Origin of the sequence: Rhodococcus sp. 06-156-4, assembly GCF_002259345.1 — a bacterium.
Taxonomy (GTDB): Bacteria; Actinomycetota; Actinomycetes; order Mycobacteriales; family Mycobacteriaceae; genus Rhodococcoides; species Rhodococcoides fascians_E.
The window spans coordinates 275,203-290,620 of the sequence record NZ_NPGB01000008.1 but is presented as its reverse complement, the minus strand read 5'-3'; the positions used below and the strand labels follow the sequence as shown (position 1 = coordinate 290,620).

The following is a 15,418-nucleotide window of genomic DNA, read 5'->3' as shown; positions in this document are numbered from 1 at the left end:
GTTATTGTCCGCTCAGCCAGGTGTCGAAGAACTGCAGCCGGGCCGACGCCTCGAACTTCAGGTCCTGCACGTTCGGTCCGGCACCGATGGCCTGCGACAGTTCGATCGTCGGAATCCACAGTCCGTTGTCGAGAACCTGCTGCTGCGCGGTAGCGATGATCTCGTTCCTGGCAGCGGTGTCGGTGGTGGCCAACTCATCGTCGAGCGAGGCGTCGAGGTCGGGAATCGGTCCGCGGGCGTTGAGGTTTCGCCCGTCCACGGCGAAGGACGTACGCAGGATGTCGCCGTCGGCGCGGGTGCTGTTGTAGTACGTCGAGTCGTAGTCCTTCGTCCCCTGACGCGCCGTGGCCTCGGAATTGGAAACGAGCTCGAGCTGCAGATCCACTCCGACGTCGCGAAGCTGCTGCTGCGTCAGTTCGAGGATCGCCTGATTACCGGCGAACACCGCGCTGAACATGACCTTGAACGAGAGCTTCTGGCCGTCCTTCTCGCGGATTCCGTCGGCACCGGGCACCCAGCCTGCTGCGTCGAGAATCGATTTCGCCTTCTCCGGGTCGTACGTGACGTCCGCCAACTCCGTGTAACCGGGGGTCTTGCTGGCCAGCGTGCTCGTCGCGACCTTGAAGTCGGGTCCGAGAATGGTGTCGATCAGTTCCTGACGGTTGATCGCCGGCACCAGCGCCTTACGGACCTCAGGATCCTGCAGCACCCCGCGAGTGACGTTGGGTTGGAAGCCGAACGGTGTGCCCGGGTTGGACGTCGTCAGAATCTGCCCTCCGGTGGCCTCGATCTGCGGCGCGTCCTGAGGAAGCGCGTCGGAGATGGCGTCGAGCTGGTTGGAGGACAAGCTGCCGGTACGCACACCCGACTCGGGTACGACGGTGAACTCGATCGTGTCGAGGTATGCCTCGCCCTCGTGTCCGAACACGTCCGAGCCCCAGTCGTACCCGGTGCGCTTGGCCAACGTGACCGACTTGTCCTGCTGATAATCGGCGTAGGTGAACGGCCCGCTGCCGACGTTGGAGCCGTCGCACCGTTCCTCGGCAGGCTTGGCGACGGTGGACAGCGCCTGAAGGCCCAACTGCGCCGTCGACGTCGCCTGCAGGAACTGTGCGTTCGGGCCGTCGAAGTCGACCTGCGCAGTGAGCGGGTCGACGACGGTGGTGCCCTGGTAACCCGACAGGTAGCTACCACCGAGCGGCGACTTGGCCGTGGTCAGGATGTTCACGATCGAGTCGAAATTGGCCTTCACCGCCTCCGCGTCGACCGGTGTGCCGTCGCTGAAGGTGACACCGTCCTTCAGCTTGAACGTGAACGACGACGCGTCGGGTGCCACCTCCCAGCTCTCCGCGAGCCACGGAGTGATCTCCCCCGTCTCCGAATCCTGATCCGTCAGCGAGTCGACGACTTGCCTGACGACGTAGATGGTCTGGTTGGTCCCGGACTGAGCGGGGTCCGAGCAGGTGGGAGCACCCGACAATCCGTAGCGCAGAGTGCCGCCGGCAGTGGGCTCTCCGGCATCGGCCGAGGTGGTTGCCCCGCCACCTCCGCAGGCTGTGAGCACGACACTCAGGGCAGCGACAGCGCTGACACCTGCAAAAACGGAACGTGAAGACACCGAGATACTCCGGATCTTGATAGGACGCCGTCGACGCGCACGCAGGCGCGCCGAGTCAGGCGGAGAGGGATGGAGAGAACAGCAGACCGAGTGAGAACTCAGCCGCGACAGATCGAACCGGTCAACCGGCACAGATCCACGTGAATACGGCCCCAGGCCGTGACGAAGCCCTCGCTGAGCTGCGTGGTGGTCATCGTTCCTCCATCGGTCCCGGCGGTAGCACCCTCACCCGCGTGTTTCACCCCGCGGGGGGTTGCTGCGACGTCGTAGAGCCAGGTCTCTCGGTCGCTCTGGATGGTGTTTCGCCGACGAGTCTACGACGACGCGGTCGGGCTGCGCCAATTGGGTCGGTTTCCTACCGACAAACTAGGTGAAGTTCTTGCGCAGTACTTCCCCGAAGTGCTCGGCCTCCTCGAGGTGCGGATAGCCGGAGAAGATGAACTCCTCGATCCCGACGTCGACGTACTCGCGGATTCGCTCGGCCACCTCGTCGTGGCTCCCGACGAGGGCCGTGCCCGCTCCGCCGCGAACGAGCCCGAATCCGGCCCACAGATTGGGTCCGACCACAAGCTTCGTTCGATCCCCACCGTGCAGATCCAGCATTCGACGCTGCCCTTCGGACCCGATACTGCGCAACGCTTTCTGGCGCCGCGCAACAAGTTCGTCGTCGACACCCGAGATCAGATTCTCCGCGACCTGCCACGCCTCCTCACTGGTTTCCCTCGTCACCACGTGCAGGCGAATCCCGCCGCGAATGCTCCGCCCCTTCTCCCTCGCGGCGGCCTTGACCGCGGCGAGCTTGTCCGCGACCTGCGCGGGCGGTTCTCCCCAGGTGAGAAACACGTCCGCCTCGGAGGCTGCGACGTCGATCGCCTCCGGCGAGGACCCGCCCAGGTACACCTCGGGCAGCGGAGTAGGTGCGTACCCGCCGAATCCACCTGCAGGCCGGTCCACCTCGTAGAACTCACTGTGCACCGAGACTGCCTCGCCGTCGCCCACGGCTCTCGCGATCTGGAGGAACTCCTGCGCTCGACGGTACCGCGACTGCTTGTCCAGCGCGTCGCCGTATGCCCGCTGCTCGGCGTCGTCTCCACCGACGACGACATTCAACAACGCGCGTCCGGCCGACAATCGTTGGAAGGTACTCACCATCTGCGCGGACAGAACGGGCGCCACGGCACCGGGACGAAAAGCCACCAGGAACTTCAGATTCTTCGTCGCCGAAATCAGCGCCGACGTCACCAGCCACGCGTCCTCGCAATGCGCTCCCGTCGGCGTCAGAACCGCGTGAAAACCCAGCCGATCGACGGTCTGCGCGACCTGCGTGAGGTAGTCGAGCGACGCCTCCCGGTGGCCGGTGTCCGCAACGACGACTCCGGTGGCCCCGATGCCGACTCCGTGCGACGCGCCACCCAGACGTTCGTCGTCACCGCCCGTCGGGAGAAACCACGAGAACTTCGGTGTCACCGAGGCCTTCTGGCTCACTTCTGTTCGTGTCGCTTCTGTTCGTGTCACTGCTGTCTCCGATCAGCTCTACGCCTGCTGTCCGTCACTGCACATACGAGAGACCCGATCAGCATCATGCCACTGACCCCGAGTCCGAGGCCTGCCGCACGCCCGAAGTCGGTGTCGTCGGCCGCGAGCACCCCCAGGTAGATGCCCGGCACCGCGGCGAGGGAAATGGTTGCCGAAAGTCGTTGGGACAGTTGCAGAAATCCGGCCGCGACGCCGTTGGCCTGGGGAGGCGAGTACTCGAGCGTCATCGCGCGATTCGGTGCGTCCACGAATCCACTTGCCACGCCGGACAACACCGCGAGCACGACGAACGCCGGTACCGTCGCACCCCGGGGCAGGTATGCGATCACGCCGATATAGCCGGCCACCACGAACAGTTCGAGCACGATCGCACCGACCACGGCACTGCGGCCGAACTTCGCTACGACCCTCCATCCGAACGCAGACGTCACCGCCATCAGAATCGAACTGCCGACCATGATCAGAGCGGCCTGCAGCGCGGGGTATCCCAGGCCCTCGATGAGGTAGAGACTCAGCACCGCCTGCAGCGCCAGCACGGCGCCGAACCAGAACATCGCAACGGCCGTCCCCAGCGTGTATCCCTTGGCGGCCAGCAGTGCAGGCAGGAGAACGGGTGTGCCGCCCCTCGACGCGAAACGCTTCTCCCAGAACCAGAAGCCCACCAGCAGTCCCACCGATCCGACCACCGACAGGGTCGAGAACACCGCGCCGAGCGAAGACACCATGGGCAGCAACAGCAGCAGCGTCGCGACACCGAGAGCGAGGAGGCCGAGCACGTCGATGCTGGCGCCGGAGCGTCTACTGGAATCCCTGCGTAGCCACAGGGAACCCGCGATCAGGGTCGCTACGGCGAACGGGACGTTGAGCAGCAACAGCAGGCGCCAGCCGACGTCTGGATCGGCAACGCCGAGAAGCGTTCCGCCGAGGATCGGACCACAGAGGCCTGCCAGGCCGCCCGCCGTGCTGTAGACACCGAGTGCCTTCGCGCGTTCGCGGCCACTGTACCGATCGGTGATGATGCCCAGAACCTGCGAGCTGACGGTGCCGGCACCTATCCCCTGTCCCAGCCGCGCTGCGACGATCATCCACGGCTCGGCCGCACCTGCCCCGATCAGGCCCATGACGGAGAACACACCGAGTCCTGCGAGGAACAACCGTCGTCGCCCGATGACGTCGCCCAGCCTGCCCGCCGGTACCAGCGCGAGACCGAACGTCAGGGAGTAACTCGCCAGAATCCACTGCACCTCGGACGTGCCCGCATCCAGTGACGACCGGATCGCGGGCACGCCGATACTCAGAACCGCGGAGTCCAGAAGGGTGGTGAACCCCGCTGCCGCGCAGACGTATACGTCCTTTCGCGAGACACCGGTTCGTTGCTGCTCGAGATCAGCCTGCAGCGCTGCTATCGGTCTCACCGGTCTTTCTCCACGTCAACGGTTCGCGAAGACCGAGATGGCCACGCAACGTGGTCTCCGTGTACTCGGTCCGGTACGCACCGCGCTCCTGCAGTTCCGGAACCAGCCAGTCGACGATCTCGTCGAGGCCACCGGGGACGATGTACGGCGAGATGTTGAATCCGTCCGTCGCTCCTTCGCGGACCCATTTCGTGAGCTCGTCGGCGACCTGCCCTGGCGTACCGGCGAACCCGGAGCGCGCCGTCGTCTCGATGGCGACCTCGCGTAGCGAGAGGTTCTTGGCCTCGGCCAATGCGCGCCACTCCTTGGCGATCGCGTTGGGATCCTTGCCGTCTCGGAACGCACCCCGGGTTCCGGAGATCGGCGCCGATACTGGATCCTCGGAGGGCAACGGCCCGTCCGGGTCGCGATCGGACAGATCCTTGCCCCAGACGAGGCCGACGAGCGACAGCGCGGTCGGACCGGTGAACTGTCCCTCCCGAACCCACCGCTCCTTCTCCTCCACCTCGGACGCGTTCTCCGCCAACACGATCTGAGTACCGGGAAGAATCTTGATGTCGTCCTCCGGACGACCCGCGGTGCGAAGCCGGGCGCGGATGTCGTCGGCGAAAGTCAGTGCCTCGTCGAAATCGGTTCCGTGTCGAGAGAAGATGACGTCGGCGTTCGCAGCAGCGAAATCGCGACCGGTCGACGAGTCACCGGCTTGGAAGATGACGGGATGCCCCTGCGCGCTGCGTGGCAGAGTCGCATCGATCTCGAGGTCGAACTGGGACGTCGTTCTCGACACCCGCTGGACGGCGTTCTTCTCGGCCCAGTACTGGCTGTCACGCGAGGTCGCGAGTGCGTTGTCCGACCAGGAATCCCAGATGGCACGGGCAGTCCGGATGAACTGTCCGGCTCGCTCGTAACGCAGTTCGTGGTCGAGAAAGCCGCCGCGCCGGAAGTTCTCACCCGTCCACGCATTGTCGGTGGTGACGGCATTCCATCCCGCCCGGCCGTCGGACAGAACATCCAGGCCGGCCAGACGACGCGCGAGATCACCCGGCTCGTTGTACGTCGTGTTCTGAGTCGCGACCAGGCCGATCCGAGACGTGATGCCGGCCAACGCGGACAATTGCGCGATCGCGTCGGGACGGCCCGCGATGTCCAGGTCGAGTATCTTGCCTTCCTGCTCGCGCAGGCGCAGGCCTTCACCGAGGAAGAACGCGTCGAACAGTCCCCGTTCCGCGGTCGTGATCATCCGGCGGAACGTCTCGAAGTCGATCTGCGAACCGCTGGCCGAATCCGACCAGATGGTGGTGTGATTGACGCCTTGGAAGAAGACACCGAAGTGAACCTGGGCGTCGGGGCGGTACGGGCTCATGTCAGACCCTTTCGTAGCGGTTGGCGGGCCGAGTCAGTCCGAGGTTGGCGCGCAACGTCGATCCGGGTACGGGTCGATGTGCAACACCTGACTTCAACAGCGGCGGTAGAACGTAGCGCGCGAGGGCCGGAAGGTCCTCGTCGACGACGGTCGGAAACAGGCGAACGCCGTCGTATCGCGTTGCGATGTCGGTCAGAAGGTTCACCAATCCGGCCGCGTCACCGACGTATTCAAGCCGTCCGCTCGTCGGCGCACTCCCCTGCGAATTCAACAGCTCCGTACGTTCGGACGCCGTGACGCCGGACGCGTCGAGCGTGACGTCCAGTTCGAGGAACGTGAGCCCGTCGCCGCGGTGTGTGCTCTCGTTCGACTCGAGCACGACGTCGACCTGATCCCGGTCGTCTTCGGTACCGAAGACGACCAACTGCCCCTGCGGCGGCCTCGGCACGATCGCCGGGCCCTTCACCGAGAAGCTCTCGCCCTCGAAGTCCACGTAGTGCAGCTTGTCTCGGTCCAGGAAGCGTCCGGTCGCGACGTCACGCACAACGGCATCGTCCTCCCACGAATCCCACAACTGCCGTACGACGGTGATGGTGTCCGCCTGTTCGCGGTCCAGGTCCACCGCAGATTCGACGAGTGGACGGCCCCACGCCCGCGCCGCAGCAGCGTCGTCGACCCGCACCGGAATCCATCCGCCGCGGCCACGGGACGCGTAGTCCAGCGTGGCGAGCTGCGAGGCGGTGTGGAACGGCTCGGCGTAGGTGGTCCCGACGACGGGAACCAACCCGATCGTCGACGTGGTCGCAGCAACGAACGACGCGCGGTTGACGGCGTCGACCCGGGCGCTCACGTCCCCGGTGGGAGCCACGATGGAGTCGTCGAACGTCGCGAACGTGAATCCTGCGTTCTCCGCGGCAGCGACGCGGCGGCCGAGCACTCGACCGGACAGGGATTCGCTCGGTGCATGCGCCGCCCGACGCCATGCCGCTGGATGCGTTCCCTCCCCGTCCAGCTCGATACCGAGGGCGAAAATGCTCATACCAGAACCTCTTTCGGAGAACTTTCGGAAACCAGCGGCCGGCTGGGAATGCGGTGGCGCAGAACGGGAGCCACGTCGGACTGAAAAAGTTCCAGACTGCGGCGCTGTTGAGATGCGGTCACACCGTCGGCATCGGCGCTGAGGTGGATCACCTCGTGGCCGAACCGTTCGTGGTAGCGGCCGACCTTGTCGATCACCTGCTCAGGACTGCCGATCAACGCCGAGCTGCGCTCCACCAGGTCCTCCAACGTGTCGAAGACGACGGGCAGACCGGCTTTACGCTGCGCCGCGAGGCGTGCCTCGAAGGTGAAGCGGTACGCAGCGAGAGCTTCCTGCGAGGTCGGCGCCACGTGGAAGCCTGCTGTGCCTGCGCCGACGAGTGCGTCCTGTGGAGCACGCCCGTAGTGCTCCCACCTCTCGCGGTAGTAGCGTATGAGCTCGGCGTACGGCTGAACAGGGTTGCTGACGTTCGCCGAGAACAGCGGATCACCATAGCGCGCAGCAAGATCCACGGACTCGGTGCTGGTTGCGCTACCGTGCCAGATTCTGATGCGCTCCTGCAGCGGACGCGGGAGCGCCTTGGCGTTGTTCAACGACGGGCGGAACCGACCGGACCACGTCACGGTCTCGCTCTCCCAGAGCATGCGGAACAACTCGTAACCTTCGCGGTTACGGTCCCACTGATCGTCCGGGGTGACATGGTACAGATCTGCCTGCGCGCTACCGTTCCCCTTGCCGATGATCAGTTCGAGCCTGCCACCCGACAGGTTGTCCAGCGTCGAGTAATCCTCGAACGCTCGAACCGGATCCAACAGACTCAGCGTCGTGACGGCGGTGAACAACCCGATCCGCGACGTACGAGCCGCGATGTTGCTGAGCACCACCGGCGGCGACGACGAGATGAACGGGTCCTCGTGACGTTCACCGACCGCGAATCCGTCGAAACCCAGTTCTTCTGCGAGAACTGCAGTCTCGACCACATCCGTGAACCTCTCCGCAGGACTCTTCTTCTCCTGCGAGATCGGATCCGGTCGGTGGGCGATGAGGCTCATCAGCAGAAACTTCATTCTGCGCCCTCACAGCTCAAGGACTTCTCGAACGGGTGAACGCCGACTTCCGCCGAGGGCAGCGACCGATCGTAGAGCGCTGTGTACCCGGTGGACAGGTACAGCGCAACAGCCTCGGGCTGATTCCATCCGGTGGTCAGGTAGACACGGCGGTAACCCCGCTCGGACGCGATACGCTCGAGTTCGGCAACGACGAGCTTTCCGTAACCCCTCTTACGGTGCGAGGCCGACGTCCAGATGCGTTTCAATTCCGCAGTGGTGGCGTCGTACTGACGAAAAGCTCCCCCGGCCACCGGAACACCTTCGGCGATCGCCACCACCAGCGCACCGCCCGGTGGCTCGAACTCGTCAGCCGGATACGACGTCAACTCGCTGTACATCTGCCCCGGCGTGGTGTCGTACCGGCTCGAATACTCGAGTGCCAGCTCCTCGATCAGCGGCGCCGCCAGCGGATCGGTCTGGTGGACGGCAACGAACTGCAGTGCTGTGGTTCCCAGCGAGGTTGTCATGTTTCTCCTCCATCGGTCCTGGCGGGAGCACCCGCACGCACACGGCGTGATGGTTGCTGCGACGTCGTCGAGCCAAGGTCTCTCGGTCGCTCTGGATGGTCTGGATCGTCTGGATCGTCTGGATGGTGTTTTCAGTTGTACGAACCGGGACCGGTGCTGTTCCATTCCCGATTGCTAGGAAATCTGTCGAGCTCCCAGCCGGAACAAGGGTGTCTCGGACGTCCCACCGTCGACCAGGTCCGCGACGAGCTCGCCGATCGCAGGCGCGAATTTGAAGCCGTGTCCGGAGAATCCACCGGCGACGGTCAGGTTCCCGACACGGTCGACGACGAAATTGGAGTCGGGCGTTGTGGTGTACAGGCAGGTCAGAGGGTCGGCTGATGCGGCGTCGACGCCGGGCAGCCAGGTGCGGGCATACGTCTGCAGTCGGTCGACACCGTCCTCGCGAGCGACGAAATTTCGCGTGTCGGGATCGACGATCGGTCCGGTTCCGTGTTCGCCGATCTTGACGCCCTCTTCGCCCTGCAGACCGTAGATCCCCTCACCGTCGAGTTCGGCGCCGGGGTGGTGGATGAAGCTCGGCCAGTCGGCCGAGGTGGTCGGTAGGAAGTGTGCGGGTTGTTCCTGTGTGGTGACCAGTTCGGGCAGGGTGACGTGCGAGTCGACTACCTTCGACGTCCAGGCACCTGCGGCGACCACGATGTGGTCGGCCACGTAGGTGTGCGCGTCGGTGGACACCTCGCTCGCGGAGATGCTGCGCACCGGACTGCCGTACTCGATTCTCGCCCCGAGGGCGGCAGCCGCAGCGGTGAACGCGGCCACACTACGGTCGGCGTGCAACCGCCCGGCGTCCGGGTGATAAAGCACTGTTGTGTCGAATTTCAGCCCTGCCCAACGCTTCTGTGCCTCACGCGGTTCGAGGACCTCGCTCGCCAGCCCGGCCTTCGCGAGCGCCTCGACGCGCGGAGTCACGATGACGGGTGCACCGTGATCGACGGCGCCCGTGAGCGTCAGTAGCTCTGTAGCGGTCTCGTTTTCGAGCTTTCGCCACAGTGTGTACGCACGCGCGGCGAGGTCGACGTAGTAGTCGTCGGCGTAGGCATGACGGAAGATGCGGGAAGTTCCGTGTGACGCGCCGTTACGATGGCCCGGCGCGAATTGTTCCAGCAGGGTGACGCTGTGGCCACGCCGTGCGAGCACCCAGGCGGACGCCGCACCGATCACTCCGCCACCGACGACTACTACGTTCATGTACCGATTATCCAGCCTTGCGCGGCAGACCCGGCGGGTTGACGACCGATTCGGTGACTGCCTCGTCCTTCAGGCCCCACCGGTCGATGACCTTCTGGTAATCACCGGTCTCGATCGCATGGTCGATCGCCTCCTGCACGGCCTCGATGAGCCCGTTGTCCTTCTTCGTCGTCACGGCGATCTCACCCTGCAAAGCGTCGCCTGCTCCGGAGACCGTGCCGATGATCTTGCTCTCGCCACTGGTGGCAGCGTGATAGACAGCGCTCGGGTTCGGCCCGACGTAGCCGTCGATGCGACCGGATGACAGTGCGAGGTAATAGTCGGACGTGTTCTGGTAGTAGGCGATCTCGGCCGGAGCCAACCCGTCGGCGATGTTGGCCTCGTTCCACTCCACCAGCAGCTGCTCCTGGTTGGTACCCGATCCGACACCGATCTTCTTGCCCGCGATGTCCTCTCGCTTGTCGACAGTCCAGTCCGTGTCCTTCTGCGTCTCGAACGCGAGGTTGTCCAGACGGTACGTCGCGAAGTCGTACTTGTCCTTGCGCTCCTCGGTGACCGTGACGTTCGAGATGAAGACGTCGTTCTCGCCCGAGTCGATCTTGACGAAGTTCTGCGCCCAGTCGGCGACGGTGATCTCGGGCTTCAATCCCAGGATGTCGGCAATGAGGATGCCGAAGTCGACCTCGGATCCGACGACGGTGGTGTCGTCGGTGGCGTAGAAGCGCAGCGGCGGGGCAGTTCCGGATGTTCCGGCGATGGTCAGCACGCCGCTGTCACGGATCGCCTGCGGAACCTTGGCTGCGATGTCGTCCACCTTGTCGGCGTGGACGCGGCCTTCCTGCTCCGGCGAGAGATCGAAGGTCTGACCTGTCTCGGTCACCACCTCGGATTCCGCCGCCGGCTCGCTGCATGCGGTGAGGGTCAGGGCCGCAGCAGAGAGTGCAGACGCGAGGACAAGAAGTCCCCGGTTGAATCTGGGCATGGTTGTTCCTTGTGTTGTGTGGGTGTGGAGGTCTAGAGAACGTGCGCGAGAAAAGCTTTGGTGCGCGGTTCCTGTGGATTGTCGAGCAGTTCGGAAGGAGTGCCTCGTTCGACGACCTGTCCGGCATCCATGAAGACGACGGTGTCGGCGATTTCCTTGGCGAATCCGACCTCGTGGGTCACGATCACCAGGGTCGCGCCTTCACGGGCCAGTCCTCGGATGACTTCGAGTACCTCTCCGACCAGCTCGGGGTCGAGGGCCGACGTCGGTTCGTCGAACAGAATCACTTTGGGACGCAGAGCAAGTGCGCGTGCGATCGCCACACGCTGCTGCTGCCCGCCCGACAGGCGTCGTGGATAGTCGTGTGCCTTGTCCTTCAACCCGACGCGCTCGAGAAGCGCGAGCGCCTCGGGCTCCACGTCGGCACGCTTGCGCTTCTGCGCGGACACCGGAGCTTCGAGCACGTTCTCGAGAACGGTCAGGTGCGGAAACAGATTGAAGTTCTGGAACACGAAACCGATCTGCGAGCGCTGCTTCAGGATGTCCTTGTTGCTGAGCTCGTGCAGTTTGTTGCCCCGACGACGGTATCCGACGAGGTCGCCGTCGACACGGACCGTTCCCTGATCGACCTTCTCGAGGTGGTTGAGGCTGCGTAACAGCGTCGACTTGCCCGATCCGGACGGACCGATGATCACCGTCACCTCACCGGGCCGGACGACGAGGTCGACACCCTTGAGGACCTCGAGTGGTCCGTAGGACTTGTGCACGCCCCGGACCTCGACGGCGTACTTGCTGTTCTCGGTGGGCGTGGTGGCGTCGAGCGTCGTCATCGCGTTGCTCCTCCGCGCGGCGGTGCGGTGATCTCGGCAACCCGCTTGCGAATCTTCTGGATCGGCGTCAGGGGAATGGTCCGCACCGCGCCTTTGGCGTAGTGCCGTTCGACGTAGAACTGGACGACGGACAGAACCGAGGTCAAGATGATGTACCAGACCGTCGCGACCATGAGCAGCGGAACGACGCGGCCGTTACGGCCGTAGATGACCTGCACCTGGTAGAACAGCTCGGCGATCGCCATGACGGACACGATCGAGGTCCCCTTGAAGAGGCTGATCACCTCGTTGGCGGCATTCGGCAGGATGCCCCGCATCGCCTGTGGCAGAACGATCTTGAAGAACTCGCGCCGCTTCGGGATACCCAGCGCGGCAGCGGCTTCGAGTTGACCCTGGTCCACCGAGATGATGCCGGCACGGACGATCTCGGCCGAGTATGCCGCCTGATGAAGAGCAAGACCGATGATCGCGGCCGTCGATCCACTGATGACGTTGTTGACGTTGAACTCGAAGAACGCAGGACCGAAAGGAATTCCGAGCGTCAATGTCTGATACAGGTACGCGATGTTGAACCAGAACAGCAGCTGCACGATCAGCGGAATGGACCTGAACGCCCAGATGTAGAACCACGAAATGACCTGCAGAACAGGGTTGTTGGACAACCGAGCGACAGCAAGACCGATACCGATCGCGAACCCGATCAGCGTGCCCCAGAACGTCAGCTGGATCGTCAACCACAGCGCGGACATGACCGACGCCGCCGTGAAGTACTGAGCGAACGTCGTCCAATCCCAGCCCGGGTTGGTGGCCAGACCGTGGACGAACTGCGCCACGAGTACGAGAACCACCACGCTGACGATCCAGCGCCACGGGTGCCATTTCTTGGCGACGATCAGATCTTCGTCGTCGACGGTCGGTTCTGCGGCGGCGGGCCGCGCGTCCAATTGAGTCACCGGATCCACCGGGTGTGAGCATGCATGATCGAAGCCTTTGCCGAGGTAAGTAGAGCGAGGGGTGGTGCGATGCGGGTAGCGCGCTAGCTACAGCAGTACGTCGCGATACGGCACAGGTCGACGTGCAGACGACGCCACTCGGTCCGGTACAGCGGTGCGCTGTTCATGTGTCCTCCATCGGTCCTGGCGGTAGCACCCACACCTACCGTGAGGCAGGGGGTTGCTGCGACGTCGTAGAGCCAAGGTCTCTCGGTCGCTCTGGATGGTGACAGGAATGTATTCGCTCGATAGTGCAACCGTCAAGTCAGCGCAACCGATTTGTGCAGCGGCGCTTGACGTTAGGGTTCGAATCACCCTGATTTCAAACCTTGCCTTCAGGAAAACGGATTGTTCGGAGTGCGTTGGAATCGAACACTTGTTCGAGTACCTTCGAAGCCATGGGGAAGCCGGGGGGCATCGAAGAGCGGGTACGGAGCGAGGCCGACGCGGCTGCGCATATCCTCGACGGCCTTGCAGAGTCACGCAGGGCCGAAAACCGAGCTTCGGCCGAACTGATCCGCGGCCTGTACGCACTCGGAGAGTTCAGGCTGGCCACCGAGGCGGATATCCACAGCCAGGGCGGCGAAGCGGACGTGACACTCGCGCAGCGAGCCGTCGAATGCGAGGCCTCGGTGACTCTTGCTCTGTCGCGCACAGCGACTCGCGAGAGACTGATCGTGGGCAGGGAATTGGAGGAGCGACTCCCGGCCATCCTCGACGCATTCAGAGCGGGCGACCTCGACTATCAACGGGTTCGCACCATCGCGCTCGTGCTGTCGAAAGCGAGCGACAACACCGTCCGCGGGATCGAAGCAGATGTTCTGGCCTCTGCACGTCGGTGCAGTATCCGTCGATTGCGCGAGCGCATCTGGGCGCACTGGTTCGACTACAACGAGGCCGAAGCACTGGCGGCACGCAAGGCAACAGAATCGGAAGAACCATGCGCATCGATCAAGCACGGCGCCGACGGAATGGCCACTCTGTTCGCAAAGATGACCGCTCTCGAAGGCGTGGAATGCAATTCGGTTCTCGACGAGATCGCAGGCACGGTGATGGTTCCGGGCAACGGTGTACCCGCGCGCAAGAACAAACGCACACGCACACCCCGACCGACCACCCCCACCGGCGATCCACCCGACGAGCTGTATGCACCCACGTGGTGGGAAACGTACATCGGTGAGTACAGCGAATACGGCGACGTGGCCGACACCGATCGGGCTGCCTACGTGCCGTCGCTCGGTGACATCGCGCGACTGACAGACCCCACGGCACGTGCCGACGCGATTTTCCTCCGAGAACGATTCCTCGAACATCGCGCAGTCGTGACCGCGCGTGAACGCTACCGGCCGCCGCCGTTCTGACGAACAGGCGGCACGACCGAATTCAACGCTGCGAGCGCAACCGAGGTGAACGCTCGCACCCCGACGTCGATGGCGACGTCGGGGTCGGGCGCGTACCAGGGGCTGTGACCGTTCGGCACCGGAACCCTGCTCGCCACTTCTTCCGCCAGACCGGTGCCGAAGTACCAATAGACAGACGGGACACCGAAACTGGTGCCGTATTCGCCGAAGTCCTCCGAACCGGTGACCGGATCGACCACGGTGAAGCCGTGCTCGCCGAACTCGGTTTCGAGCGCCGATCGAACGGTCTCGAATGCGGCGACGTCGTTGACGTTCAGCGGGAAGTGCACCGTGTGCTCGAATTCGGGTTCTGCCTGGAGGCCGCTGGCCTGGGCTTCGGCAACGACGATTCGACGCACGGATCGCTCGATCAGAGACCGCACCTCCTCGGTGAACGACCGAGCGTTGACGGTGAACGTCAATTCGTCGGGAAGGATGTTGCTGACGGTGCCCGCATGAATCGTGCCCACCGATACCACCGCAGTCTCGTTCGGCGGAACCTCCCTGGACACGATGGTCTGCAAACGCAGGATCATCGACGCCGCCAGCACGACGAGATCGACGGTCTTGTGCGGACCGGCCGCATGCCCACCGTCGCCGCGCAGAGTTATCTGCCAGGTATCGGCAGCGGCTTGCAACACCGCGGGCCGTGACCCGACGGTGCCCGGAGCAAGTGCGCCGCTGGCATGCTGCCCGAGCACGATGTGCGGGGTCGGATGATCGTCGAAGATTCCCGACGCCAACTGCGCGCGTGCCCCCGATCCGACCTCCTCCGCAGGCTGGAAGATCGCGACGACGGTGCCCGACCACCGGTCCCGTACCGCCAGGAGCCTGTCGATCGTGCCGATCAGCGACGTGATGTGAACATCGTGGCCACAGGCATGCATCGCACCGGTAGTGCTCGCGTACGGAACGCCCGTCTGCTCCGCGATGGGCAGCGCATCTATGTCCGCGCGAAGGCCGACCACCGGCCCCGGCCCGTTCTCCAGCGTCGCGACGAGACCGGTCACGGTGTCCGACGTGGACACGTGAAGTCCGCGGCCGCGTAACTCGTCGGCGATCACGGCCGTAGTCCGTCTCTCCTGGAACGCCACCTCCGGCCAACGGTGGAAATCCTCGTACAGTTCGCGCAGTCGAGATGGCCGCACCGCCGCCAACGTCGTCATCCAGATCTCCCGTCGAGTGAAGACACTTCGGTCAGGAGGTTAGTTCCCGTACCTTCACATCTCCCTGAATTCGACGACAAGAGAAGTGTACAAGTGCATCGAAGGCCCACGAAGACAATGCTTTTCGCGCACTCGGTAAACTCAGAATCAGGCTGATTCTATTGCCGGTCTCGGTAGAGGCGCTGTCACCACTGAACACCGTTGCCCTACGCGGTCACCAGATGTTCACTCCATCATTAGACGCTCGATG

At 64.1% G+C, this 15,418-nt stretch carries 14 protein-coding genes and 3 riboswitches; of the genes, 1 reads left to right on the top strand and 13 read right to left on the bottom strand.

The window, feature by feature from the left end:
- Position 1: 1 nt before the first annotated feature.
- From CH290_RS04625 to CH290_RS04575, 12 genes are all read right to left on the bottom strand, one after another.
- A complete protein-coding gene (locus CH290_RS04625; protein ID WP_033190173.1) occupies positions 2 to 1,618 on the bottom strand; it encodes an ABC transporter substrate-binding protein in 1,617 nt (538 codons plus the stop codon).
- A 98-nt stretch (positions 1,619 to 1,716) separates the two neighbouring features.
- Complete coding sequence (locus tag CH290_RS31030) at positions 1,717 to 1,812, bottom strand: putative leader peptide (RefSeq protein ID WP_329955143.1); 96 nt, start codon at positions 1,810 to 1,812, stop codon at positions 1,717 to 1,719.
- A gap of 4 nt (positions 1,813 to 1,816) precedes the next feature.
- Positions 1,817 to 1,919: riboswitch (SAM riboswitch) on the bottom strand.
- 65 nt (positions 1,920 to 1,984) lie between these two features.
- Positions 1,985 to 3,085, bottom strand: coding sequence for an LLM class flavin-dependent oxidoreductase (locus tag CH290_RS04620; RefSeq protein ID WP_033190237.1), 1,101 nt, complete (start codon positions 3,083 to 3,085; stop codon positions 1,985 to 1,987).
- A gap of 44 nt (positions 3,086 to 3,129) precedes the next feature.
- Complete coding sequence (locus tag CH290_RS04615; RefSeq protein WP_033190172.1) at positions 3,130 to 4,569, bottom strand: MFS transporter; 1,440 nt, start codon at positions 4,567 to 4,569, stop codon at positions 3,130 to 3,132.
- Positions 4,541 to 5,932 (bottom strand): NtaA/DmoA family FMN-dependent monooxygenase, encoded by a 1,392-nt coding sequence (locus tag CH290_RS04610; RefSeq protein ID WP_020110847.1) that lies wholly within the window; start codon positions 5,930 to 5,932, stop codon positions 4,541 to 4,543. The genes CH290_RS04615 and CH290_RS04610 overlap by 29 nt, the downstream gene beginning before the upstream one ends.
- A gap of 1 nt (position 5,933) precedes the next feature.
- Entirely contained in the window at positions 5,934 to 6,971 is a 1,038-nt protein-coding gene (locus tag CH290_RS04605) for an LLM class flavin-dependent oxidoreductase (RefSeq protein WP_020110848.1), read from the bottom strand.
- Positions 6,968 to 8,038 (bottom strand): LLM class flavin-dependent oxidoreductase, encoded by a 1,071-nt coding sequence (locus CH290_RS04600; protein WP_033190171.1) that lies wholly within the window; start codon positions 8,036 to 8,038, stop codon positions 6,968 to 6,970. The genes CH290_RS04605 and CH290_RS04600 overlap by 4 nt, the downstream gene beginning before the upstream one ends.
- On the bottom strand, positions 8,035 to 8,547 hold the full coding sequence (locus CH290_RS04595) for a GNAT family N-acetyltransferase (protein ID WP_033190170.1): 513 nt from the start codon (positions 8,545 to 8,547) through the stop codon (positions 8,035 to 8,037). Before CH290_RS04595 ends, CH290_RS04600 begins: the two co-directional genes overlap by 4 nt.
- Positions 8,548 to 8,553: 6 nt before the next feature.
- Positions 8,554 to 8,649: riboswitch (SAM riboswitch) on the bottom strand.
- Between the two features lie 72 nt (positions 8,650 to 8,721).
- Complete coding sequence (locus CH290_RS04590) at positions 8,722 to 9,798, bottom strand: FAD-dependent oxidoreductase (RefSeq protein WP_020110851.1); 1,077 nt, start codon at positions 9,796 to 9,798, stop codon at positions 8,722 to 8,724.
- Positions 9,799 to 9,805: 7 nt separating this feature from the next.
- Complete coding sequence (locus CH290_RS04585) at positions 9,806 to 10,780, bottom strand: ABC transporter substrate-binding protein (protein ID WP_033190169.1); 975 nt, start codon at positions 10,778 to 10,780, stop codon at positions 9,806 to 9,808.
- A 32-nt stretch (positions 10,781 to 10,812) separates the two neighbouring features.
- On the bottom strand, positions 10,813 to 11,610 hold the full coding sequence (locus tag CH290_RS04580; RefSeq protein ID WP_033190168.1) for an amino acid ABC transporter ATP-binding protein: 798 nt from the start codon (positions 11,608 to 11,610) through the stop codon (positions 10,813 to 10,815).
- Complete coding sequence (locus CH290_RS04575; RefSeq protein ID WP_019663201.1) at positions 11,607 to 12,572, bottom strand: amino acid ABC transporter permease; 966 nt, start codon at positions 12,570 to 12,572, stop codon at positions 11,607 to 11,609. Before CH290_RS04575 ends, CH290_RS04580 begins: the two co-directional genes overlap by 4 nt.
- Positions 12,573 to 12,734: 162 nt before the next feature.
- A riboswitch (SAM riboswitch) is annotated at positions 12,735 to 12,832 on the bottom strand.
- Between the two features lie 168 nt (positions 12,833 to 13,000).
- On the opposite strand from CH290_RS04575, the gene CH290_RS04570 reads away from it, so the two are divergent.
- On the top strand, positions 13,001 to 13,963 hold the full coding sequence (locus CH290_RS04570) for a DUF222 domain-containing protein (protein ID WP_033190167.1): 963 nt from the start codon (positions 13,001 to 13,003) through the stop codon (positions 13,961 to 13,963).
- Here CH290_RS04570 and CH290_RS04565 read toward each other — a convergent pair.
- A complete protein-coding gene (locus CH290_RS04565; protein WP_033190166.1) occupies positions 13,942 to 15,168 on the bottom strand; it encodes an amidohydrolase in 1,227 nt (408 codons plus the stop codon). The two genes, CH290_RS04570 and CH290_RS04565, sit on opposite strands and share 22 nt — an antisense overlap.
- Positions 15,169 to 15,418: the final 250 nt, after the last annotated feature.